The sequence below is a fragment of the Microbacterium sp. KRD172 genome (assembly GCF_017168295.1).
In the GTDB taxonomy this organism is placed as follows: domain Bacteria; phylum Actinomycetota; class Actinomycetes; order Actinomycetales; family Microbacteriaceae; genus Microbacterium; species Microbacterium profundi.
Window position 1 is genome coordinate 2,728,619 of the sequence record NZ_JABFAS010000002.1, and the last position, 22,671, is coordinate 2,751,289.

27 protein-coding genes are annotated in these 22,671 nt (G+C 66.4%); 11 read left to right on the forward strand and 16 right to left on the reverse strand.

Annotation, left to right across the window (positions count from 1 at the left end; all coding sequences use genetic code 11):
• Positions 1–15: 15 nt before the first annotated feature.
• Positions 16–243: a hypothetical protein gene (locus J1M43_RS13450; RefSeq protein WP_206477000.1), complete on the forward strand. Its 228-nt coding sequence runs from the start codon at positions 16–18 to the stop codon at positions 241–243.
• A gap of 6 nt (positions 244–249) precedes the next feature.
• Here the strand turns inward: J1M43_RS13450 and ccsB are convergent, their stop codons facing one another.
• The 5 genes from ccsB to J1M43_RS13475 are packed head-to-tail and all read right to left on the reverse strand — an operon-like array spanning position 250 to position 5,086.
• Positions 250–1,239: a c-type cytochrome biogenesis protein CcsB gene (gene ccsB / locus J1M43_RS13455; RefSeq protein WP_206477001.1), complete on the reverse strand. Its 990-nt coding sequence runs from the start codon at positions 1,237–1,239 to the stop codon at positions 250–252.
• A gap of 9 nt (positions 1,240–1,248) precedes the next feature.
• A complete protein-coding gene (locus J1M43_RS13460; protein ID WP_206477002.1) occupies positions 1,249–2,967 on the reverse strand; it encodes a cytochrome c biogenesis protein ResB in 1,719 nt (572 codons plus the stop codon).
• Between the two features lie 37 nt (positions 2,968–3,004).
• Complete coding sequence (locus J1M43_RS13465) at positions 3,005–3,757, reverse strand: cytochrome c biogenesis protein CcdA (protein ID WP_206477003.1); 753 nt, start codon at positions 3,755–3,757, stop codon at positions 3,005–3,007.
• Positions 3,754–4,404, reverse strand: a complete 651-nt coding sequence (locus J1M43_RS13470; RefSeq protein WP_206477004.1) for a TlpA disulfide reductase family protein — start codon at positions 4,402–4,404, stop codon at positions 3,754–3,756. Before J1M43_RS13470 ends, J1M43_RS13465 begins: the two co-directional genes overlap by 4 nt.
• A gap of 52 nt (positions 4,405–4,456) precedes the next feature.
• Complete coding sequence (locus tag J1M43_RS13475) at positions 4,457–5,086, reverse strand: histidine phosphatase family protein (protein WP_033105115.1); 630 nt, start codon at positions 5,084–5,086, stop codon at positions 4,457–4,459.
• 59 nt (positions 5,087–5,145) lie between these two features.
• Here J1M43_RS13475 and aspS point away from each other — a divergent pair, with 59 nt between their 5' ends.
• Entirely contained in the window at positions 5,146–6,927 is a 1,782-nt protein-coding gene (gene aspS / locus J1M43_RS13480) for an aspartate--tRNA ligase (RefSeq protein WP_033105116.1), read from the forward strand.
• Between the two features lie 473 nt (positions 6,928–7,400).
• Here the strand turns inward: aspS and J1M43_RS13485 are convergent, their stop codons facing one another.
• On the reverse strand, positions 7,401–7,766 hold the full coding sequence (locus J1M43_RS13485) for a DUF5684 domain-containing protein (RefSeq protein ID WP_052166737.1): 366 nt from the start codon (positions 7,764–7,766) through the stop codon (positions 7,401–7,403).
• A 190-nt stretch (positions 7,767–7,956) separates the two neighbouring features.
• Between J1M43_RS13485 and J1M43_RS13490 the strand changes: the two genes are divergently transcribed.
• From J1M43_RS13490 to phoA, 6 genes are all read left to right on the forward strand, one after another.
• Entirely contained in the window at positions 7,957–9,093 is a 1,137-nt protein-coding gene (locus J1M43_RS13490; protein ID WP_033105117.1) for an ABC transporter substrate-binding protein, read from the forward strand.
• Positions 9,072–10,016: an ABC transporter permease subunit gene (locus J1M43_RS13495; RefSeq protein WP_033105118.1), complete on the forward strand. Its 945-nt coding sequence runs from the start codon at positions 9,072–9,074 to the stop codon at positions 10,014–10,016. Before J1M43_RS13490 ends, J1M43_RS13495 begins: the two co-directional genes overlap by 22 nt.
• Entirely contained in the window at positions 10,013–10,822 is an 810-nt protein-coding gene (locus tag J1M43_RS13500; RefSeq protein ID WP_206477005.1) for an ABC transporter permease, read from the forward strand. The genes J1M43_RS13495 and J1M43_RS13500 overlap by 4 nt, the downstream gene beginning before the upstream one ends.
• Entirely contained in the window at positions 10,819–11,907 is a 1,089-nt protein-coding gene (locus J1M43_RS13505; protein WP_033105120.1) for an ABC transporter ATP-binding protein, read from the forward strand. Before J1M43_RS13500 ends, J1M43_RS13505 begins: the two co-directional genes overlap by 4 nt.
• Before the next feature lie 153 nt (positions 11,908–12,060).
• On the forward strand, positions 12,061–12,378 hold the full coding sequence (locus tag J1M43_RS16820; RefSeq protein ID WP_241245238.1) for a hypothetical protein: 318 nt from the start codon (positions 12,061–12,063) through the stop codon (positions 12,376–12,378).
• On the forward strand, positions 12,360–13,958 hold the full coding sequence (gene phoA, locus J1M43_RS13510) for an alkaline phosphatase (RefSeq protein WP_307823537.1): 1,599 nt from the start codon (positions 12,360–12,362) through the stop codon (positions 13,956–13,958). The genes J1M43_RS16820 and phoA overlap by 19 nt, the downstream gene beginning before the upstream one ends.
• Positions 13,959–14,087: 129 nt before the next feature.
• Here the strand turns inward: phoA and J1M43_RS13515 are convergent, their stop codons facing one another.
• The 9 genes from J1M43_RS13515 to J1M43_RS13555 all read right to left on the reverse strand — a co-directional run bounded on the left by J1M43_RS13515 (position 14,088) and on the right by J1M43_RS13555 (position 18,487).
• Positions 14,088–14,843, reverse strand: coding sequence for an amino acid ABC transporter ATP-binding protein (locus J1M43_RS13515; protein ID WP_206477006.1), 756 nt, complete (start codon positions 14,841–14,843; stop codon positions 14,088–14,090).
• The gene (locus J1M43_RS13520) at positions 14,840–15,637 is read right to left on the reverse strand and encodes an amino acid ABC transporter permease (protein ID WP_033105122.1); all 798 of its coding nucleotides are present in this window, start codon (positions 15,635–15,637) and stop codon (positions 14,840–14,842) included. The genes J1M43_RS13515 and J1M43_RS13520 overlap by 4 nt, the downstream gene beginning before the upstream one ends.
• Positions 15,638–15,670: 33 nt before the next feature.
• On the reverse strand, positions 15,671–16,489 hold the full coding sequence (locus J1M43_RS13525; RefSeq protein ID WP_206477007.1) for a basic amino acid ABC transporter substrate-binding protein: 819 nt from the start codon (positions 16,487–16,489) through the stop codon (positions 15,671–15,673).
• Positions 16,490–16,604: 115 nt separating this feature from the next.
• Positions 16,605–16,904 carry a Dabb family protein gene (locus J1M43_RS13530; RefSeq protein WP_052166738.1) on the reverse strand — a complete coding sequence of 100 codons (300 nt, stop codon included), beginning with the start codon at positions 16,902–16,904 and terminating at the stop codon, positions 16,605–16,607.
• Complete coding sequence (locus J1M43_RS13535; protein ID WP_033105125.1) at positions 16,904–17,161, reverse strand: glutaredoxin family protein; 258 nt, start codon at positions 17,159–17,161, stop codon at positions 16,904–16,906. Before J1M43_RS13535 ends, J1M43_RS13530 begins: the two co-directional genes overlap by 1 nt.
• A complete protein-coding gene (locus tag J1M43_RS13540; RefSeq protein ID WP_033105126.1) occupies positions 17,158–17,460 on the reverse strand; it encodes a rhodanese-like domain-containing protein in 303 nt (100 codons plus the stop codon). Before J1M43_RS13540 ends, J1M43_RS13535 begins: the two co-directional genes overlap by 4 nt.
• A 92-nt stretch (positions 17,461–17,552) precedes the next feature.
• A complete protein-coding gene (locus J1M43_RS13545) occupies positions 17,553–17,651 on the reverse strand; it encodes a 30S ribosomal protein bS22 (RefSeq protein ID WP_003792170.1) in 99 nt (32 codons plus the stop codon).
• A 127-nt stretch (positions 17,652–17,778) separates the two neighbouring features.
• On the reverse strand, positions 17,779–17,970 hold the full coding sequence (locus J1M43_RS13550; protein WP_033105127.1) for a helix-turn-helix domain-containing protein: 192 nt from the start codon (positions 17,968–17,970) through the stop codon (positions 17,779–17,781).
• A 100-nt stretch (positions 17,971–18,070) separates the two neighbouring features.
• Positions 18,071–18,487, reverse strand: coding sequence for a helix-turn-helix transcriptional regulator (locus J1M43_RS13555; protein ID WP_033106281.1), 417 nt, complete (start codon positions 18,485–18,487; stop codon positions 18,071–18,073).
• A gap of 97 nt (positions 18,488–18,584) precedes the next feature.
• On the opposite strand from J1M43_RS13555, the gene J1M43_RS13560 reads away from it, so the two are divergent.
• Together J1M43_RS13560 and J1M43_RS13565 are read left to right on the forward strand one after the other, a co-directional pair.
• Positions 18,585–20,015: a TrkH family potassium uptake protein gene (locus J1M43_RS13560; protein ID WP_206477008.1), complete on the forward strand. Its 1,431-nt coding sequence runs from the start codon at positions 18,585–18,587 to the stop codon at positions 20,013–20,015.
• Positions 20,008–20,679 carry a TrkA family potassium uptake protein gene (locus J1M43_RS13565; protein WP_033105129.1) on the forward strand — a complete coding sequence of 224 codons (672 nt, stop codon included), beginning with the start codon at positions 20,008–20,010 and terminating at the stop codon, positions 20,677–20,679. Before J1M43_RS13560 ends, J1M43_RS13565 begins: the two co-directional genes overlap by 8 nt.
• 1 nt (position 20,680) lies before the next feature.
• Here J1M43_RS13565 and proC read toward each other — a convergent pair whose 3' ends face one another.
• Positions 20,681–21,520, reverse strand: a complete 840-nt coding sequence (proC, locus tag J1M43_RS13570; protein WP_033105130.1) for a pyrroline-5-carboxylate reductase — start codon at positions 21,518–21,520, stop codon at positions 20,681–20,683.
• A 78-nt stretch (positions 21,521–21,598) separates the two neighbouring features.
• Here proC and J1M43_RS13575 point away from each other — a divergent pair, with 78 nt between their 5' ends.
• Positions 21,599–22,570 carry a cation diffusion facilitator family transporter gene (locus J1M43_RS13575; RefSeq protein ID WP_206477009.1) on the forward strand — a complete coding sequence of 324 codons (972 nt, stop codon included), beginning with the start codon at positions 21,599–21,601 and terminating at the stop codon, positions 22,568–22,570.
• Positions 22,571–22,671: the final 101 nt, after the last annotated feature.

Consider the following 22,671-nt stretch of genomic DNA (forward strand, 5'->3'; position numbering starts at 1 on the left):
GGGTCCCCTCAGCGGGTGGTCCTTGACGCCGCCTCCCGGCGGATGGAGCGGCACCACGCGACACCTCCCCGCCGCGCACCCTCGGTCGTCTATGCCAAGACGCTGGATGCGGATGCCTGGGCCGCCCTCGCGCGATCAGTGACCCGCGGGTACGACGAGCGTCCGACCGAGGTCGTCGGTGAGGCGGAGTTCGTCTGGTACTCGGACGGTGTCGAGCACCATGAGGTGATCGTGCTGGGGTGAGCCCGCTCAGCTCAGGCCGGAGTACGCGTGCAGACCCTTGAAGAAGACGTTGACGATCGTGAAGTTGAAGATCACGGCGGTGAAGCCGATGATCGCCAGCCACGCCGACCGGCTTCCGCGCCAGCCGCGGGTGGCACGTGCGTGGATGTATCCCGCGTAGAGCACCCAGATGATGAAGGTCCAGGTCTCCTTGACGTCGAAGCCCCAGTAGCGGCCCCAGGATTCCTGCGCCCAGATCGACCCGGCGATGAGCGTGAAGGTCCACAGGACGAACCCGACGGTGGCGAAGCGGAAGGCGAGTCCTTCGAGGCGCTCTGACCCCGGCAGCGTCGCGAGGAATCTCGGCCCCGGCTTCTCGACTTCCTCGGCGATGCGGCGCTCGCGGCGATGCTGCATCAGCTGCAGGATCGACAGCGCTGCTGTCAGGGCGAAGAAAGCGGTGGCGAGCGATGCCACGAACACGTGGATCACGAGCCACACGCTCTTGAGCGGGTCCATCAGAGGAACCACCCCGACGTAGAAGCTCACCGCTGCAGCACCCATCAGCACGACGATGAGGCCGGTGATGAACGTGCCGAGGAATCGCAGGTCGACGCGCGTGAGCACCAGCAGGTAGACGAACACGATCAGGAGCGTGCCGATCATCGCGAACTCGTACAGGTTCGCCCACGGCACGCGCTCGGCGGCGATACCGCGCAGCACGGTCGCGGCGAGATGGAACACGAAGGCGAGCCCGGTGAGCGTGGTACCGATGCGCTCCATCACGTGGCGCGGCTTCGCCGTCTCAGCGGATGCTGCATCATCGGCCGCACCGGATGCGTCGGCAGCACCGGCGCCCCCCGCACCGACGAGCGCGGTCTCGCGCGCGCGGAGGCGGGCGTTGGACGTGGCCTCTGAGCGACGCGCGAGATCGAATGCGTAGGCGACGAAGGCTGCGGCGTAGATCGCGATCGCCGTCCAGAGGAACAGGATCGAGAGGGAATCGAGGTCGGGCATGGTGCCAGTCTACTTTCTGAGGTCTTCGTCAGGAAGGTCGGACCCTTCGACAGGCTCAGGGGCCGAGCGTGTGGTGGAATCACGAGGCGCATCCAGCAGACGGGCATGACCCGCGACCAGACTGTCGACGGCTGCAGCGAGCGTCGGATCCTCACCGCGGGCGAGACCCGCGTACTCGAGGTTCACGGCGCTGTCGGAGGATGTCGCTTTGACCCACATGCGCCGTCGAGGAACGAACAACGCGAGCATGAGACCCGTGAGCGCGAGCAACGCGAACACCAGTACCCACACGGCCGAGTCGTCGCGGTGGATCTGGAGCGAGGCGAACCGCTTCACGGACTCCCTGGAGTCGGTCGCACCGACCGGCGATTCATCCTCGAACGTGATCGTCCCGAGCCCGTTCGGCAGGTCGGCCGTCTCGCCCGGTACGAGCTCGATGGAGTCGACATCAGTTGTACGACCGGTGAGCTTGGTCAGCTTCTCGGTGTCGAGCACGTACACCGAGCGCGGCGTGCCATCGTCTATGCCGAGATCACCTTCGTAGACGTCGACCGTGAGCAGCGGCGACAAGAGGTCGCCGTGCGCAGAGGTGAAGGCCCCGCTGTCCAGCTTCGCGGCACTCGGGTAGAAGAAGGCTGCGATGCCGAGCTGCTCGGGCATGCCGTCGGTCACCTTGATGACACCGAGCGAAGTGAGGTTGCTGTCCTGTGGGAGGAACGGCACTGAGTTGTTGTACACCACATCGCCGTCCGCGTTGCGGACCGTGATGGTCGGCGCGTATCCGTTGCCGAGCAGGTAGATCTTGTCTCCTGCGATGCCGACCGGATAGTTCACGCGCACGGACTCCTGTCGCGTCTCGCCGTTCTCGCGCACCGACACGTTGGCTGAGAAGTCGCCGGGCTGGCCGGACGCAGCGGTGCCGTACTTCTGGTACGTGACGTCGAACGAGTCGAGCGTCATCGCGTACGGGCGCAACACATCGTCACTGACGAAGCGACCGCGGTTCATCGACTCGTAATCGAGCAGCGTGTTGACGAACGTCTGCCCCTCGACGATCACGCGCTGCCCTGTGTATGCGAAGCTGCCGCCGATGCCGACCGTCAGCAGCACGCCGACGAGCGCGAGGTGGAAGATGAGGTTGCCCGTCTCGCGCCAGTACCCGCGTTCCGCAGACACCGAGTACGTGCGACCCCTGTCGTAGCGCTCGACGCGGTATCCGAGCGCCTTGAGCTGCTTCTGCGCGACATCGATCGACCGGGCAGCCTCGGTGTCGGCATCCGCAGTTTCGCGCGTCACCTCACGGTGGTCCTCGAGTCGCCCCAGCCGCGCCGGAGTGCGCGGCGGACGTGCGCGCAGCGCCTTGAGGTGATGCTTGATGCGCGGGATGACGCAGCCCACGAGCGAGATGAACAGCAGCAGATATATCGCTGAGAACCACGGCGACAGGTACACGTCGAACATCTTCATCGAGTCGAGCACCGGGAACAGATCGGGATTGTTGGCCTCCCACTGCGTGACGCCGTTCGGGTCCGCCATCCGCTGCGGGAAGATCGACCCGGGGATCGCCGCGATCGCGAGTACGAGCAGCAGGATGATCGCCGTGCGCATCGATGTCAGCTGCCGCCAGCCCCATCGCAACCACCCGACGAATCCGAGGCGCGGCTGGGTGATGGCGGAGTCGTCGCCGTCGATGTGGTCGGACGGACGGAGCGGATCGGAAGACGTCACGGCATCCTTCTGGTCGGCAGGTGAATCGGTGCGGAAATCAGAGCGGGAGGATGACACTGCTCATCACCGCCCCGAGACGCGACATGATGTCGGTCCAGATTCCGGTGACCATGAGCACGCCGAGCAGGATCAGCAGCACGCCGCCGATGATGTTCATGAGGCGGATGTGGCGGCGCAGGAAGTCGATCGCCCTGGTCGCCCAGCCGAAACCGAGCGCGACGAGCAGGAACGGGATGCCGAGACCGAGGCTGTACGCGAGGCCGAGGAAGCCGGCGCGAGCGGGATCTCCGACGTTGATCGACAGCGCGATGATGGCCGCGAGTGTCGGCCCCATGCACGGAGCCCATCCGATACCGAGTGCGACTCCGAGCAGAGGCGCACCGAAGATTCCGGCCTTGGAATCGACCTGGAAGCGGAATTCGCGCTGCATGAAGCCGAACAGTCCGAGGAACACGAGCCCCATGAGGATGATCACGACGCCCAGGACGCGGGTGATGATGTCGCCCCACCGCAGGAAGAACACGCCGGCCGTTCCGCTCAGCGCGGTGTAGGCGACGAACACGACGGCGAAGCCGAGGATGAACAGCAGCACGCCGAGCACGAGGCGGCCACGCCCGGCCTGGGCGGTCCCGTTCGCTGACCGCGGGGCCACCGCTCCCCCGAGGAACCCCAGATATCCCGGAACGAGCGGAAGCACGCAGGGTGAGACGAACGACACGAGTCCCGCGAGCATCGCGACCGGGATGGCGAGCCAGAGCGCACCGGAGCCGATCAGCTCCTGAGTGTTCACGCGCTCTCCGCGAGCGCGTCTTCGACGAGCGTGGAGAGGATCGATGGGCCGTCGAGCGGTCCGACGATGCGGGCCGCCACACGCCCCTGCTTGTCGAGTACGAGTGTGGACGGAGTCCCCTGCAGGGGAGCGTCGCCCGCGAAGGCGAGCTTCGCCGCACCGCTGTCGACGTCGATGATGCTCGGGTACGTCACGCCGTACGTCTCGGCGAACGCTTTGGCGGTGTCGGCCTGATCGTAGATGTTGATGCCGACGAAGGAGACGTCTTCATCCTCGTTCGCCTGCCAGACGGATTCGAGGTCTTTCGCCTCGACGCGGCACGGGGCGCAGCCCGCGTACCAGAAGTTCACGACCGTGACGTCGTCGGCGATGTCCTCGCTGTTGAACTTCTCACCGTCTTCTGTCACTCCGCCGAAGACGATCGGCTCACCGCGGTCCTCCGGAGCGATCTCCACGACCGCACCGTCGGCCGAGATGTAACCTTTGCCGTCGCCGGAGAGGTACTGCTGGGCGACCGGATCCGGTGCGCACGCGGTCAGAGCGACGGCGAACAGCGCGGCGAGCGCGGCTCCGACCAGACGAGCGGGGCGCCCGGTACGGGAGGAGCGGCCGCTGCGAATCGGTCGAATCGTCGAGGCGAGTGGCACATTCCCAGTCTAGACACGGGAATCTATGGGTGATCTGGGTGCGAGCCGGCGCTCAGACCGCTCCGACATCGACCGCGTCGCCGGTCGCGGCGGGTTCGGCGTATCCCACTTCGCGCCAGACGTCGCCGACCCGTTCGAACGATGTCACGCTCGACAGCGCGCAGCGGCGGGTGCGGGGATCATGACGCAGCGGCAGGCCCGCAACGTACAGGTGCGTGATCCAGATCGGCGCCTGATGAGAGACGATCACGACATCCCCGCCGTCTGCCTCGTTCCACCCGCTGTTCATCGCCTTCTCCATGCGGTCGGCGATCGTGAGGTACGGCTCGCCCCAGCTCGGCACCGACGGCCGTCGCAGATGCCACCAGTTGCGCGGATCGCGCAGCGATCTGCTCATCCGCGTGCCTTCGAACACGTTCGTGGGCTCGATGACCCGCTCATCGATGACCGGCTCCAGCCCGAACATCTCCGCGAACGGCTCGGCCGACTCCTGCGCGCGCTCCAGCGGCGAGCAATGCAGCGAGGTCACTGCCCGATCGAGCGTCGCGACGTACTCCGCAGCCGACCGGGCCATCCGCCGTCCGTCCTCGCTCAGCCGGTAGTGCGGCAGTCGTCCGTACAGCACCCGCTGCGGATTGTGCACTTCGCCGTGGCGGACCAGATGGAGACGTTCGGCTGGCATGGCCCCAGTCTAGGGATGCCGTCCGCTGACGCCCGCGAGCGCCCACGTAGAATGGCGGAATGCTGCGTACACACACGACAGGCTCCCTGCGAGCCGAGAACATCGGTCAGACCGTCACCCTCTCGGGTTGGGTCGATCGTCGTCGTGACCACGGCGGCGTCGCATTCATCGACCTCCGTGATGCGTCGGGCATCGCGCAGGTGGTCATCCGTGACGAGGAGACGGCACATCCGCTGCGCAGTGAGTTCGTACTGAAGGTGACGGGCACGGTTTCCGCCCGACCCGCCGGCAACGAGAACCCGAACCTGCCCACCGGCGAGATCGAGGTCATCGCGACCGAGGTCGAGGTGCTCAACGAGTCCGCTCCCCTCCCCTTCCAGGTCTCCACCGGGCTCGGCGACGCCGACACCATCGGCGAGGATGTGCGGTTCAAGCACCGCTATCTCGATCTGCGGCGCCCGTCATCGGCATCCGCTCTTCGTCTGCGCTCCGATGTGAACAAGGCGATCCGCGACGTGCTGCACGATCGCGACTTCCTCGAGGTCGAGACCCCGACGCTCACGAAGTCAACTCCGGAGGGCGCCCGCGACTTCGTCGTCCCCGCACGCCTGCACCCCGGCAGCTGGTATGCCCTGCCGCAGAGCCCGCAGCTGTTCAAGCAGCTGCTCATGGTCGGCGGCGTCGAGAAGTACTACCAGATGGCCCGTTGCTACCGCGATGAGGACTTCCGCGCCGACCGTCAGCCGGAGTTCACGCAGCTCGACATCGAGATGAGCTTCGTCGACCAGGAAGACGTCATCGCGTTGATGGAGGAACTCATCCCGGCGATGTGGGCGACCATCGGCGTCGAGGTTCAGACTCCGCTGCCGCGCATCACCTACGCCGACGCCATGGCGAAGTACGGCTCTGACAAGCCCGACCTGCGCTTCGGTCTCGAACTCGTCGAGGCGACGGAGTACTTCAAGGACACGACGTTCCGGGTCTTCCAGTCCGACTACGTCGGCGCCGTTCTCATGCCCGGCGGCGCATCGCAGCCGCGCAAGCAGCTCGACGCCTGGCAGGACTGGGCGAAGCAGCGCGGAGCTCGCGGTCTCGCGTACGTGCTCTTCAACGAGGACGGCTCGCTCGGCGGCCCCGTCGCCAAGAACCTGTCGGATGCTGAGAAGGCCGGCCTCGCCGACCTCGTCGGCGCCGCAGCGGGCGACTGCGTGTTCTTCGCCGCCGGCTCAGCGAAAGACGGCCGCGCACTCCTCGGCGCCGCCCGTGTGGAGATCGGCCGCCGCCTCGGCCTTCTCGACCCCGACGTCTTCGCGTTCACCTGGGTGGTCGACGCCCCGATGTTCGAGCCTGCGGCGGATGCCGTGGCATCCGGTGACGTGGCCGTCGGCGCCGGCGCGTGGACAGCAGTACACCACGCCTTCACCGGCCCGAAGCCGGAGTTCGCCGACACGTTCGACACCGACCCCGGATCCGCGCTCGCCTATGCGTACGACATCGTCTGCAACGGGTCGGAGCTCGGCGGCGGGTCGATCCGCATCCATCGCGAGGACGTGCAGAAGCGCGTGTTCGAGGTCATGGGCATCTCGGATGCCGTCGCTGACGAGCAGTTCGGCTTCCTGCTCGACGCATTCAAGTTCGGTGCCCCGCCGCACGGCGGGATCGCGCTGGGCATGGACCGCGTGCTGCAGCACCTGACCAAGACCGACTCGATCCGCGAGGTCATCGCGTTCCCGAAGACCGGCAACGGCTTCGACCCGCTGACCGCTGCACCTGCGCCGATCACCGACGCGCAGCGCGCCGAGGCCGGCGTGGACTTCGTCCCTGAGGACGACGAGGCCTGAGGCTGTTCTTGTCGGACGTTTCGACTCGCTTGCGCTCGCTCAACGCGTTTCGTCTCGTCGCTGCGCTCCTCGCTCAACGACCCGAAACAGGCTGAGCGACCGCAGGGAGTCGAAGCAGCGAGACGCTACCCCGCGGGTCGTTGAGCGAGCGCAGCGAGACGCTACCCCGCGGGTCGTTGAGCGAGCGCAGCGAGACGCTACCCCGCGGGTCGTTGAGCGAGCGCAGCGAGACGAAACGGGCTGAGCGACCGCAGGGAGTCGAAGCCTGAGGCTGTTCTTGTCGGACGTTTCGACTCGCTTGCGCTCGCTCAACGCGTTTCGTCTCGTCGCTGCGCTCCTCGCTCAACGACCCGAAACGGGCTAGCGACCGCAGGGAGTCGAAGCCGCGAGACACTACCCCGCGGGTCGTTGAGCGAGCGCAGCGAGACGAAACGGGCTGAGCGACCGCAGGGAGTCGAAGCCGCGTCAGAGCGTCAGACCTTCCGGTACTGCGCAGAGCCGAAGCCGATGATGAGGTGCCCGATGAACGGGAACAGCCAGAGCAGGAAGAACGAGAACACGCCGCCCTTGCCGAAGTTGGCGCCCACCTTGAAAGCGACGACGATCGCGAAGATGATGTTCACGAACGGGATCAGGTAGAGCAGGGCGAACCACCCCGACATGCCTGCGATCTTCACCAGGAACACCCAGTTCACGATCGGGATCAGCGCGAGGATACCCGGGTAGCCCGCCTTCACGAATACCTTCCACATCGTGATCGCGTAGATGACGTAGTAGATGACGTAGAGGACGGAGGAGCTCGTCGAGAAGATCTGCTCCGACAGAAGGTTCGAATCCATGGCTCTCACCATGGCGGGGGCGCCGATGGCTTGTCAACCGTCGAGCCGGCCGCGACCTGCGCCCCCCTGCCTGCCACAGGTCGGACACGTTCCGTTTACCGGCTCCGCGCCCGCACGTCACCCCCGACTGATAGTTTGCTATCGCAACCCGATTCCGGCCTACCCGTGGCCGGACGCCGAGAGGATACCCATGGCCACCATTCCCCGCCGCGCGCGACTCGTCGCCGGCATCGCCCTCGCAGCGACCGCGACGCTCGCTCTCAGCTCGTGCGCGGCCGCCACCGGCGACAGCACCGATGACGCCGCAGCGGATGCCGCGACAGCCACCTCGATCGAAGACTTCGGCTCGTTCGAAGACCTCGAGTCCGCAGCGAAGGCCGAAGGCCAGCTGAACGTCATCGCCCTCCCGCGCGACTGGGCGAACTACGGCGAGATCCTCGACCTGTTCGCCGAGCAGTACCCCGAGATCACGATCAACGAGCAGTCGCCTGACATCTCCAGCGCCGAGGAGATCACCGCGGCGGAGACGAACGAGGGCCTCGACACCGCTCCGGACGTCTTCGACCTCGGCCTCGCTGTCGCGCTCTCCAGCACCGACCAGTTCGCGCCGTACCAGGTGCAGACCTGGGACGAGATCCCCGACGCTCTCAAGGAGTCGACCGGCCTGTTCGTCGGCGACTACGGCGGATACATGTCGATCGGCTACGACTCCTCGAAGTTCGACGAGCCCGGCTCGCTCGACGACCTGCTCGGCGCCGACTACAAGGGCGCCGTGGCGATCAACGGCGACCCGACGCAGGCAGGCGCCGCCTTCGCTGCGGTCGGCCTCGCAGCGGTGCAGTCCGACGGCACGCTCGACGACTTCCAGCCCGGCATCGACTTCTTCGGCGAACTGCAGAAGGCGGGCAACTTCCTCAAGGTCGACGTGACTCCGGCCACGATCACCAGCGGCGAGACGCCCGTCGTGTTCGACTGGGACTACCTGAACGCTGCGGCCGGTGCGGACAACGAGAACTGGAAGGTCGCCGTGCTCGACGGCGTCGGCTACGCCGGTTACTACAACCAGGCCATCAACAAGGACGCCCCGAACCCCGCGGCAGCCCGTCTGTGGCAGGAGTTCCTCTACAGCGACGACGTGCAGAACCTGTGGCTCAAGGGCGGCGCGCGTCCGGCACGCATGGAGGCCATGACCGAGGCCGGCACGATCGACGCCGACCTCGCGGCTGCTCTGCCCGAGGTTCCGTCAGAGACGGTCGTCCCGACCGAGGAGCAGTCGACGAACGCCGGCACCCTGCTCGGCGAGAAGTGGGCAGCGGCGGTCCAGTGACCACTGTGCTTCCGGGGGCGGATGCTACGGCATCCGCCCCCTCGATCGCCGGGCCGTCTCGCACGGCCCGGCGATCCGGCATGTCCGTGGCGTGGCTGGGGCTCGTGCCCTTCGCCGCCTACGTGCTGCTCTTCCTCGCGGTGCCGACCATTCTCGCCGTCGGCTCGGGTTTCTTCACCGACGACGGTGCATTCACCTGGACCAACGTCACCGCCCTCGCCGACCCGGTCGTGCTGAACACGTTCGCGAACTCCGCAGGCCTCTCGCTGCTGACCGCCGTCGTCGGCGCCGTCGCCGGTGCACTGGTCTGCTACGCCTTGCTCGGCATGAACCCGCAGGGTGCGGTGCGCTCGAGCGTGGATGCCGCGGCCGGTGTGCTCGCCCAGTTCGGCGGCGTCATGCTCGCGTTCGCCTTCATCGCCACGGTCGGCGCGCAGGGCGTCATGACGCTGTTCCTGCAGGACGCGTTCGGGCTGAACATCTACGAGAACGGCATGTGGCTCTACGAGGTGCCCGGCCTGATCATGCCGTACATCTACTTCCAGGTGCCTCTCATGGTGATCACGTTCATGCCTGCCCTGGCCGCCTTGAAGCCGCAGTGGACCGAGGCGAACCTCACGCTCGGCGGCACCCGCGCGAGCTTCTGGCTGCGCATCGGCATCCCCGTGCTCGCGCCGTCGTTCCTCGCGAGCCTGCTGCTGCTGTTCGCGAACGCGTTCTCGTCGTACGCGACGGCGGCCGCCCTCGCCAGCCAGGGGTCGCAGATCGTTCCGCTGCAGATCCGTGCCGCCCTCACCAGCGAGACCGTTCTCGGCAGGGAGAACCTCGCCGGCGCCCTGGCACTGGGCATGATCGTCGTCGTCGGCATCGTGATGGCGCTGTATTCGCTGGTGCAGCGCCGGGCAGCGAGGTGGCAGTCATGAACCGGCTCGGACCCTCGCTCGCCACGCGCTGGATCATCGGTGTCGTGGTGGGAGCGTTCTTCGCGATCCCGCTGATCTCGACTCTGCTCTACACGCTGCGCGGCAGCACTTCGAACGGCGGCGAAGGCGGCCTGTCGTTCGAGCGTTGGGCCGCGCTGTTCGACCCCGCGGCATCCGCGGCCATCAAGCCCATCTGGACGGGCCTGGGCAACTCGCTCGTGCTCGCTCTCATCACGGTGCTGATCGTGCTGCTGCTGCTGGCGCCGACCATGATCCTGGTGAACCTGCGGTTCCCGAAGCTCAAGCCGTTCTTCGAGTTCGCGGTGCTGCTGCCCATCTCGATACCGGCGATCGTGCTCGTCGTCGGCCTCGCGCCGATCTACCTGCAGATCGGACGCGCACTCGGCACCGGCACCTGGACGCTGGCTTTCGCCTACGGCGTCACCGTGCTGCCGTTCGCATTCCGCTCGATCCAGGCGTCCATCGACGCCGCAGATCTGAAGACACTGGCCGAAGCTGCCCGTTCCCTCGGCGCGAGCTGGCCGGTCGTGGTCGTGAAGGTACTCGCTCCGAACATCCGTCAGGGTCTGCTCGCGGCATCCCTCATCTCCATCGCGGTCGTGCTCGGCGAGTTCACGATCGCGTCGCTGCTCAACCGCCAGGTGTTCCAGACAGCGATGGTGGTGGTGCAGAAGCAGGACGCCTACGCTCCGGCGATCTTCACTCTGCTCGCGCTGCTGTTCTGCTTCCTCCTGCTGCTCATCATCGGCCGCGCTGCACGCGGCAACGGAAAGGCCCGCTCATGACCGCTCTTCCCGCCACTGCCGACAACGTGCTGCTCGCCGAGGCCGGCGAGGGCACGCGCGTGCAGTTCCAGGGCATCGAGAAGAGCTACGGCTCCAATCAGGTGCTCCACGGCGTCGATCTCGACATCGCACCTGGCGAGTTCGTCTCGTTGCTCGGGCCGTCCGGATGCGGCAAGACCACCGCGCTGCGCGTGCTGGCGGGTCTGGAGAGCGCAGACGGCGGCGCCGTGCTGCTCGGAGGGCAGGACGTCTCGCGCATCCCCACCAACAAGCGCGACATCGGCATGGTCTTCCAGTCGTACTCGCTCTTCCCGCACCTGCGCGTCGATGACAACACCGCGTTCGGGCTGCGTCGTCGGGGCGTCGGCAAGGCCGCTGCGGCGAAGCGCGCGCTCGACGCTCTGGCGCTGGTCGGACTCGAGGGTTTCGCCGATCGCTATCCGCACCAGCTCTCCGGCGGTCAGCAGCAGCGCGTCGCTCTCGCCCGCGCTCTGGTCACCGAGCCGCGTGTTCTGCTGCTGGATGAGCCGCTGTCGGCGCTCGATGCGAAGGTGCGAGTGCAGCTGCGCGACGAGATCCGCCGCATTCAGCTGCGGCTCGGTATCACGACGGTGTTCGTCACTCACGATCAGGAGGAGGCGCTGGCCGTCTCGGATCGGATCGCGGTGATGGATGCCGGTCGCATCGACCAGATCGACACCCCCGAAGAGCTCTATCTGCGCCCCGCGACCGCGCACGTCGCCGCTTTCGTCGGACTCTCCAGCGTCGTCCCCGGTGTCGCGTCGGGTGGGCACGTGACGGTGTGGGGCCGCGAGCTGCCGACGAACGCGCCCGCCGATGGGCCGGTCGAGGTGCACCTGCGGCCCGAGAACCTGCGGTTCTCCGGAGAGGCGAATGCCGCGATCGGCGGCGTCGTGGAGGAGAGCACGTTCCTCGGCAGCATCCGCCGCACGCTCGTGAAGACGGATGCCGGCGACCTGGTCCGCGTGCAGCACGATGCGCACCAGCATCCGTCCTTCGGAGACCGCGTGCACCTCGCGATCGAGCCGGTGCCGGTGGCGGTGCGCGCCACGGGCTTAGGGTGACCGAGAATCGAGACCTCAGGTTTGTGTCGCGCATCCCGCGGCACAATTCTCACATCATCCATCGACAGTTCACGCGTTCGTCTTCTTCTCCCCCTTGGCTGAATCTGATGCCGACTGCGGCGTCTTTCCCGTAGAGCTACCGAGGAGATACCCATGCTCGTGTCCAGAGAACGCCGCCGCGGCACATTGTTGGCCGTTGGCATCACTGCGCTGATGGCAGCCACGCTGATGACTCCGACGATCGCGATGGCCGCGGACGATGGCGCCACCGACATCACTGAGAACGGAGGTGCGACACGCAACACGGAAGACCGCACGGCCGCCGTGCGCGAGGCCCTCGTCGACGGCCCCGCCAAGAACGTCATCCTTCTCATCGGTGACGGCATGGGTGACTCCGAGATATCACAGTCGCGCGCAACTACGCCGAAGGCGCATCCGGAGCATTCGCCGGGATCGATGCCCTCCCGCTGACGGGCTCTTACACGACCTACTCCCTGCGCGAGGACGGCACCGCGAACTACGCCTCCGAGTCCGCTTCGACCGCAAGCGCATGGTCGACCGGCACGAAGGGGATCAACGGTCAGCTGAGCATCGACATCAACGGCGTGGCACAGGCGACCCTCCTCGAGCTTGCGAAGGCGAACGGGATGAGGACGGGCGACGTTTCCACCGCCGAGATCCAGGACGCGACCCCAGGTGCCCAGATCTCGCACATCTCCCAGCGCGGATGCTACGGACCGGACAAGACGTCGGCGAACTGCGCCTCGGAGGCGCTCGAGAACGGCGGACTCGGCTCGATCAGCGAGCAGCTGCTGAACCTTCGTCCTGACGTCACGCTCGGCGGCGGCTCGGCGAGCTTCACGCAGACTGCGAAGGCGGGTCCGTGGGAGGGCGCAACCCTGTTCGAACAGGCCGCGGACCGCGGCTACCAGGTGGTTGACGACGCTGAAGGGCTTGCCGGGGTCACCGCGGCGGACCAGAACGCGCCATTGCTCGGCCTCTTCACGCCGGGCAACTTCCCCGTGCGCTGGCAGGGCCCTGAGGCCACCGTCGGCGGTGGCGATGCAGCCCCAACCGCGTGCACCGAGAACCCCGAGCGTCTCGACACCGGTCTCTCGCTGGGTTCGCTCACGCAGAAGGCGATCGAGCTCCTCGACAACGACAACGGCTTCTTCCTGCAGGTGGAGGGCGCGAGCATCGACAAGCAGAACCACGCCGCAAACGCGTGCGCTCAGATCGGTGAGACTGTCGACCTCGATGAGGCCACGCAGGTGGCTCTGGCATACGCACAGCAGAACCAGGACACCTTGGTCGTCGTCACCGCCGATCACGCTCACACGAGCCAGATCGTCGGCTCGACCCCTCCTGGACTCAGCGTCAACCTGCAGACCGTCGAGGGCGGATCGATGATCGTGTCCTACGGCACGGCAGAGGCGGGCGGATCACAGCAGCACACCGGTTCGCAGGTGCGCGTCGCCGGGTACGGCCCCGGAGCTGCCAACCTGCTCGGGCTCACGGACCAGACAGACCTCTTCTTCACCTCGGCAGGCGCACTGGAACTCAACCGCGACCTGAAGTCGCTCAGCGCTGACGCAACGATCTCGGCCAGTGCTGCGGAGGTCGCACCCGGTGCAACTGTGACCGTGAGCGTTGATGGTCTCGACGCGGACTGGCAGGCGAGCGTTGCATCGGATGCGGCTGCCGCAAAGCTTGCAGCCGCTTCGAGCCCGCAGCGCGACGTGCTGTCTGGTCGCGCCGAGTTCACCGTCACGGCCCCTACTGAGGTCGGAACGCACAGCGTGACGGTGACCGGAGCGCAGACGGGCGTTGTTCTCACGACAGACATCACCGTCACTGAGACTCCGACGACGCCGGCACCCACTGACCCGGCTGACGGCGGCGCAGGCGCTCTGCCCGGCGGACAGGGTGGCGCCGGCGCCGGCGGCGGACTCGCCATCACCGGTGCGGCCGTTCCGTACGTGCTGCTGGCGATCGCTGTCGCGATGATCGCTGTCGGCGGCTACACGATTCACCGTCGCCGCATGATCTGAGTGTGAACCGGTCGCCTCTCGGCGGCCCCAGCGAGGCTGGCGCTACACCTTTCAGCGTCCGCGGCATCGATCGATGTGGCGGATGCTGGAAGGTGTAGCTGTTTCGCCTGACTGTGGCGCGTGGTGACGTTACAGAACGCGGGCGAGGAAGTCCTGCGTGCGCGGATGCTGCGGGTTCGCGAGCACCTGGCGCGGGTCGCCCTCCTCGACGATCACGCCACCGTCCATGAAGATCAGGCGGGATCCGACCTCGCGCGCGAAGCCCATCTCGTGCGTGACGACGAGCATCGTCATCCCCTCGTCGGCGAGAGTGCGCATGACCTGCAGCACCTCGCCCACCAGTTCGGGGTCGAGCGCGGAGGTCGGCTCGTCGAACAGCATCATGTCGGGGTTCATGCACAGCGCCCTGGCGATCGCCACGCGCTGCTGCTGACCGCCGGAGAGGTGACCGGGGTAGGCGTCGGCCTTCTCGCTGAGACCCACCCGGCCGAGCATCTCGCGGGCGACCCTCTCGGCCTCGGTCTTCGAGCGCTTCTTCACGCGCTGCTGCGCGATCATCAGATTGCCCATCACATCGAGATGCGGGAACAGGTTGAAGCTCTGGAACACCATGCCGATGCGCGTGCGGACGCGGTCGATGTCGATGTCGGGGTCGGTGATGTCGATCCCCTCGATCAGCACCTTTCCGCCGGTCGGCTCCTCGAGCAGGTTCACCGATCGCAGCAGGGTCGACTTGCCGGAACCCGACGGTCCGATCACGCACACGACCTCGCCCGCCTTCACGGTCAGGTCGATGCCTTTGAGCACCTCGTTGTCGCCGAAGCTCTTGACGAGCCCCTGGATGTCGATCGCCGGGGCGTGGACATCGATTAGATCAGTGCTCATCGCTGCCTCGCCATTCGTCGCTCCAGCCACGCACTGAAGCGCGTGAGCGGGATCGTCACGATCAAGTAGAGGGCCGCCGCCATGATCAGCGGTGTTCCGTTCGCATTCTGCGTGCTCGCGTCACGGGCGAAGTTGGTGAGTTCCTTCGACCAGATGAACGTCCCGGCGACGAAGAGCAGCGAGGTGTCCTTCAGCAGCAGCACGAACTCGTTCGTGAGCGGCGGGATGATGATGCGGAACCCCTGGGGCACGACGATCCAGAACGTCGTCTTCATCGGCGACATGCCCAGCGAACGGGCGGCCTCGGTCTGCCCCTTCGGCACCGCCTGGATGCCCGCACGGATCGTCTCGGCCATGTACGCCGAGGCGACCAGGATGAGGCCGATCAGGCCGAGGACCACCGGCCCGCCGAGCTTCGTGCCCGGCACGCCCAGCCCGATCGGCAGGATGAACGCTATGGCGAAGATCGTCAGGATCGCCGGCAGACCGCGGAACAGTTCGATCCACGCCGTGGCGATCCACCGGAACGGTCCGATGCTCGACAGCTTGAGCAGTGCCAGCACGATCCCGAGCAGCAGGCCTCCGACGAACGCCACCGCGGTGAACCAGAGCGTGTTCACCAGGGCGGTCGTGATGATGCCCGGGAGCATCTTCGCGGCGATCTCCGGATTGAAATACAGCTTCGCGATCCGGGCCCAGTCGGTGCTGACGGCCAGCCAGACGACGACTGCGATCAGCACCGCATAGACGATGTATCTGTAGAGCTTGCTCTTGGTCGTGCGCCTCAACGCCATCGTCAAGGACTCCTGTCCTGCTCGCCCTGCCGACTACTCTGCGGTGAAGTAGTTGTCGTAGATCGTCTGGTAGTCGCCGCTGTCACGAAGCTCCTGCAGGGCGCCGTTGATCGCCTCGCGCAGCTCGTCCTTCTCGCCCTTGGCGAAGGCGAAGCCGTACTGCTCGTCGGTGTTGTACTCCTCGACGATCTTGTAGGCGGAATCGGCCTTCTCGTGCTCGAGGTTCACCGGCTGGTCCTGGAGGATCGCGTCGATCTGGCCCGCCTGCATCGCCGGCCACAGTTCACCGTCCGACGGGTACTGCACGAGCTCCGCGCCTTCGGCGTTCTCAGAGGCGTAGGTCTCTCCTGTGGTGCCCTGCTGCACGCCGACGTTACGACCCGAAAGGTCATCGATCGACTTGATGCCGGAGTCGGTGCGCACGAGCAGCGACTGCAGCGAGTCGTAGTACGGGTCGGAGAAGTCGAGGTTCGCCTCGCGCTCTTCCGTGATGGTCATGGCGGATGCTCCGATGTCGCACGTGCCCGCCGCGAGCGTGGTGCCGGACTGCAGGGCATCGAAGCCGACATCCTGCACCGACAGCTTGAGGTCGAGGCTCTTGGCGATCGCATCGAGCAGGTCGATGTCGAAACCGGTGTAACCGGTGCCGTTGTCGCCCCCCTCGAACTCGAACGGCGCGTAGGGGATGTCGGAGCAGACCGTCAGCGTTCCCGCCTCGGTGAGGCCGTAGTCGTCACCGGCGGCGGTCTCGCCGCCGCCCGCGTCGCCACCGCCGCTGGCGCAGCCGGAGAGAGCGAGCATGGCGGTCGCGGCGAGCGCGATACCGAAGGTGAAATTACGACGACGGGGCATGACCGCTCCACGGAGACTGGGGCGAGCTCGCCCACGAACAGGTATCAAGATCATCTTGACACGGAGCGACGGCGATGCCTCGATCAGGATGGTTACGTTTGCGTTTCGAGTCTGATCAGATCTGGAAATCGACGGCGACGCGGGAGGCGACTACCGAGCGGATGTACACCGCGGCTTCTTCGTGGGCCGGATGCACCACGTACTGCTCCAAAGCCTCGACCGAGTCGAAATCCGCGATCAGCGTGACGTCCCAGTTCGCATCCGGGTACACGGAGTTCGCGCCGGCCGAGATCGAACGCAGCTGGGGCACGACACCGCCCAGCGCGTTCAGCCGGCGGGCGACCTCTGCGGCCTGCTCTGCGCGTTCGACAGCATCCTCGCTCGCGAGCTTCCAGCTCACCACGTGCCTGAGCATCAGATTTCCTCCAGCTTCTGGCGCAGCCGGGCGGGCGAGACCCGCCAGTGCGCGTGCAGTTCATCGTCGATGAGCACGACGGGGATCTTCTCCCACCACAGTTCATACAGGGCGGGGTCGTCTTCTATCGACCTCTCGACGATCTCGATGCGATCGCCGATGTCATCGGGCAGATCCGCGACGACGGTCTCGACGATCCCGAGCGCGGTCGGGCACAGATGGCACCCGGCCTTGCCGATGACCGTGATGGTCGTCACGCCGAAGGAACCGCGACCGGGTGGCCGGAGGCGATCCACTCGCCAGTGCCGCCATCGACGTTCGTGGCGTCGTGGCCCTGGGCCTCGAGCGCCTGCACGACGCGCGCCGACCGACCGCCGACCTGGCAGATCACGTCGAACGCCTCGGCGGGAAGCTCTTCGAGACGGCTTCCCAGCTCGGACATCGGGATGTTCACCGCACCGGGCACGTGGCCACCGGCGAACTCATCCCGCTCGCGCACATCGATGAGCGGCGTTCCCGTGCGGGCAGCGAGCTCTGCGACACTGATCGACTTCATGGATTCTCCCTGAAATTCGAGGTCTGGGTCTGGAGATACGTGGCCACAGACACAAAGCGCCCGTCCGAAGACAGGCGCTCGTGTCCAGCCGCTTACTTCTTGTTGCGGCGCTGGTGGCGAGTCTTTCGAAGCAGCTTGCGATGCTTCTTCTTCGCCATGCGCTTGCGGCGCTTCTTGATGACAGAACCCACGGAAACCTCACTACGTCAGTGGCTGGGCGTCGCACGAAGTCGGACGCCCGGGTACGGGCATGGAAAAAATGCCTCGGGTCAGTCTAGCAAACCAGCGGACCTTCGCTGATCACCGAGGCGGATGGGCTCAGCCGACGTCGGCGATCGGCCTCTGAAGGGCGTCGGTGACGGCGGATTCGGGCACGCGATAGCTGCGGCCGAATCGGATCGCGGGCAACTCGCCCGCGTGGACGAGACGATAGACGGTCATCTTCGACACGCGCATGATCTCGGCGACTTCGGCAACCGTAAGGAACCGGACGTCTGGAACTTCGGGCATCCCCTGTACCCCTTTCTGCTGAAGCACACTCTATGGCGAACCTGCGACGCGTGTAAACCCGAGTGACTGATGTGACCTGTGGGAATCAGAGGTGCCGGTCTCAGTTGCCGAGCCGTTTGATAGCGGTGGCGACCACGTGCTTGGCGGATGCCGCGGCGCGGCCGAAGACCTCGGCCGCGTGCGCGGCACCGTCAGGCAGCGGAGCGAGCGACAGATCGATGTCAGGGGCGCCGTCTCCGAAGGCATCGACGAGGAACGGCACGAGCCAGTCATCCACGACCTCGAGCGGTTCCACCTCGATGCTGTAGAACCGGCGCTGTCCGTCTTCGCGGACGCTGACCAGTTCGGACTCGCGCAGCACCTTCAGGTGCTTGGAGACCGTGGGCTGGCTGATGCCGAGTTCGCTGACGATCTGCGAGACGCTGGTTCCGGCATCCCCGTCGGCGGCCCGTCGCAGGAGGAGCTGGAGGATGTCTCGCCTCGTGCCGTCTGCGATCACGTCGAAGATGTCGGTCATGAGATCAGGGTAGTCGTCCCACGCGCGGAGTACCATGACGAAGGCTCGCCGGGACGACTGGGGCGAGCGAACACGGAGCGGACTCAGGAGGGCGTCGATGTCGAGCATCGGGTCATCGGCATCCCCGCGCACGCGCGCACGCGACTTCTGGCGCTTCGCGCGCCACATCATCACGTCATCGCCTTCCCGCTTCGCGATTCTCGTCTTCACCGCGCTGATCCTGCTGTTCACGGCACTGTTCTCGTTGCCGCTCGCCTCGGCCAGCGGCACCGTCACCCCGATCAGCGATGCGCTGTTCACCGCGGTCTCCACGATCTGCGTCACAGGGCTCTCGACAGTCGACATGGCCACCCACTGGTCTCCGTTCGGGCACGTGCTCATCTTCCTCGGCGTCAACATCGGCGGCATGGGAGTGCTGACCCTGACGTCAGTGCTCGGACTGGTCATCTCGAAGAAGCTCGGGCTGCGCGCCAAGCTGCTTGCGGCAGGCGACAGCAACCCGCTGCGCGCGCACGGCGGCGTGGTGAACGAGGGGCAGACGGTGCGACTGGGCGAAGTCGGTCAGCTGCTGAAGACGGTCGCGCTGTCGCTGCTGCTCATCGAGTTCGTGGTGGCTCTGCTGCTCTACCCGGGGCTCGTCATGGCCGGCATCCCTCCGCTCGCAGCTCTGTGGGAAGCGCCGTACTACGCGGCCATGTCATTCACGAACACCGGATTCACGCCGAATGCGGGTGGCGTCGGCGAGTTCGCTGACGACTACTTCGTACTCAGCGTGCTCATGGTCAGCGTCTTCCTCGGCAGCATCGGCTTCCCGGTGATCTACACCCTCGCCAAGAACTACTGGCATGTGAAGCGGTGGTCGCTGCACAGCAAGCTCACGCTCATCACGACCGGAATCCTGTTCGTACTCGGTGCGGCCGTGTTCCTCATCCTCGAGTACAACAACCCGCTGACCTTCGGCTCGATGGATGCCGGCGACACCACGTTCCAGGCCTTCTTCCTTTCGGCCATGACGCGATCCGGCGGCTTCAGCGTGGTCGAGATCTCAGACCTCAACGGCTCCTCTATGCTCGCCGCGTCCATGCTGATGTTCGTCGGCGGCGGTTCCGCGTCCACCGCCGGCGGCATCAAAGTGACCACCCTCGCCGTGCTGGCGATCGCCGTGTGGTCCGAGGCGCGCGGTCGACAGTCCGTCGAGGCCTTCGGCCGCAGGATCCCCAGCGACGTGCAGCGTGTCGCCCTCTCGGTCGTCGCCTGGGGTGCCACGATCGTCGCATTGTCGACCATCGTCATCGCCCAGATCACGAAGGCTCCGATCAGCGACGTGCTCTTCGACGTCATCTCGGCCTTCGGCACCGTCGGACTCTCGTCCGGCCTCACGGCGGAGCTGCCCGACTCGGCCGTCTACGTCATGGCCGCCACCATCTTCATGGGACGAATTGGTACAGTGACTCTCGCCGCGGCGGTCGCCGCGACATCGCGTTCGCAGCTCTACTCGCTGCCCGTGGAAAGGCCGATCGTTGGTTGAAGTCCTCCGGGGCGACGCGCCCGTACTGGTCATCGGACTCGGACGCTTCGGCGCCGCGTGCGCCGGTGAGCTCGACCGCCTCGATCGCGAGGTGCTCGCGATGGACGAGAATCTCGAGCTCGTCCAGAAGTGGTCGGATCGCGTCACTCATACGGTGCAGGGCGACGCCCGCAACATCGACGCGCTCAAGCAGATCGGCGCACAGGACTTCCAGGTCGCCGTGGTCGCGGTGGGCTCGCTCATCGAAGCATCCGTGCTGATCACCGCGAACCTCGTCGATCTCAAGGTGCCGCAGATCTGGGCCAAGGCCGTCTCACAATCGCACGGCAAGATCCTCGCCCGCGTCGGCGCGAACCACGTGATCTACCCGGAGCGGGAGGCCGGCGAGCGCGTCGCCCACCTCGTGAGCGGACGGATGCTGGACTTCATCCGTTTCGACGACGACTTCGTGCTCGCCAAGATGTATCCGCCGAAGTTCATCCGCGGCGTCGGCCTGAACGAGTCGGGCGTGCGGTCGAAGTACAAGGTCACGGTCGTCGGTGTGAAGAGTCCGGGCAAGCCGTTCCGCTACGCCGAGGCGGACACCGTGGTGACCAACCACGACCTCATCATCGTGTCGGGTACCAACAGCGACATCGAGCGGTTCGCCAGCCTCGACCGCTGAGTCAGGCGCCGGCGGCGAGCTCGTGAGAGCGCGCCAGCGCAGCATCCGTCGCCTTGGCGAAGACCTCGTCGAGGTGCGCGTCCTGCAGCACGGCGATCGCGCGTTCGGTGGTGCCCTTGGGGCTCGTCACCCGACGGCGCAGTTCGGCGGGATTCTCTCCTGACACGTCGAGCAGTGCCGTGGCGCCGATGAAGGTCTGCTCGACGATCAGACGGGCATCGGCCTCGCCGAAGCCCTTGCCGATCGCGGCCTTGGTCAGCTCCTCGATCAGGAGGAAGACGTACGCAGGGCCGGAGCCTGAGATCGTGCCGAGCGCGTCGATCTTCTCCTCTGGCACCTCGACAACCGACCCGACGAGCTCGAACAGCCGACGGACCACGGCGACCTCGTCTTCTGAGGCGGCCGAGTTCGCAGCGATGCCGGTGACGGCTTTGCCGACGGTCGCCGGAGTGTTCGGCATCGAGCGGATCACGCTGACATCCGAGCCGAGGACCTCGGCGAAGCTCGCCAGGCTGATGCCGGCGGCGAGGCTCACGACGATGGCATCCTCACGCAGAACGGGCGCGATCTCGCGGAGCAGATCGGCGACCATGGCGGGCTTCACTCCGACGAGGATGATCCGGGCTGACGCCGCAGCCTCGGTGTTGCCGTCCGGCTGATCTTCGAGTGCGATCGCCGTCACTCCCTCGAGATCTGTGAGGCTCTCGGATTTCGCCGCGGTGCGATTGGTGGCCGTGATACCACCGTCGACGGCGATGCCCGAGGCGACGACGCCCTGGAGGATCGCGCCTCCCATCGAGCCGGCACCGAGGAACGCGAGGGACGGAAGTGATTCAGCCATGCCGCCATCCTATGCACCCCATTCGACAGCGCCGAGGGCGCTCGTGTGCATCGCGACCGGCGGAACTAGACTCGGCCCATGAGTGCATCCGGTGGCAGCAAGGCGATCGTCGCGGCGTTCCTGGCGAACCTGGGGATCGCGATCGCGAAGTTCATCGCGTGGGCCCTGTCCGGGTCCGCGTCCATGCTCGCGGAGGCCATCCACTCGGTCGCGGATTCCGGAAACCAGCTGCTTCTGATGCTCGGCGCACGCAAGGCCAAGCACTCCGCCGATCGCGAGCATTCGTTCGGCTACGGACGCGAACGCTACGTGTACGCATTCGTCGTGTCCATCATCCTGTTCTCGGTCGGCGGCCTGTTCGCGATCTACGAGGGCGTCGACAAGCTGACCCATCCGTACGCGCTCGACCCCGTCTGGTGGTGGCTGCCGCTCGTCGTGCTCGTGATCGCGATCGGCCTCGAGTCGTTCTCGCTGCGCACCGCCGTCAAAGAGAGCAACCTCGTGCGTGAGGAGGGCCAGTCGTGGGTGTCGTTCGTGCGGCGCGCGAAAGCGCCGGAACTGCCCGTCGTGCTGCTGGAGGACATCGGCGCTCTGACCGGACTCACGTTCGCCCTGCTCGGCGTCGGCCTGACGATCATCACCGGCAACAGCGTCTTCGATGCGCTCGGCACACTCGCGATCGGCGTGCTGCTCGTGCTCATCGCCGTGGTCCTCGGCATCGAGACCAAGAGCCTTCTGGTCGGCGAGGGCGCGAACCAGGCCGACCTCGACCTGATCATGGATGCCATCGTCGGCGGCCCCGACGTCGAGAAGCTCATCCACCTGAAGACTCTCTACCTCGGCCCCGACGAGATGCTCGTCGCGGCGAAGATCGCGCTCACCTCGGACAAGAGCGTGCGCGAGGCTGCCGCCGACATCGACGAGATCGAGAAGCGGATCCGGGATGCCGTTCCCGTCGCGCGCGCGATCTACATCGAGCCCGACGTCTACCGTCCGGCGATCGACCCCACCCCGCCGACGGATGTGTTCGTGCTGAAGTCTTCCGACTGAGACCGGCTGCGTCGGCGCATGGAGGTGTCGCGTGTGGCCGCTCAAAGGGCGCAGACACGACACATCGCGCCACCTGCCGGCGCAGAGGGGCGCGGGGGTAC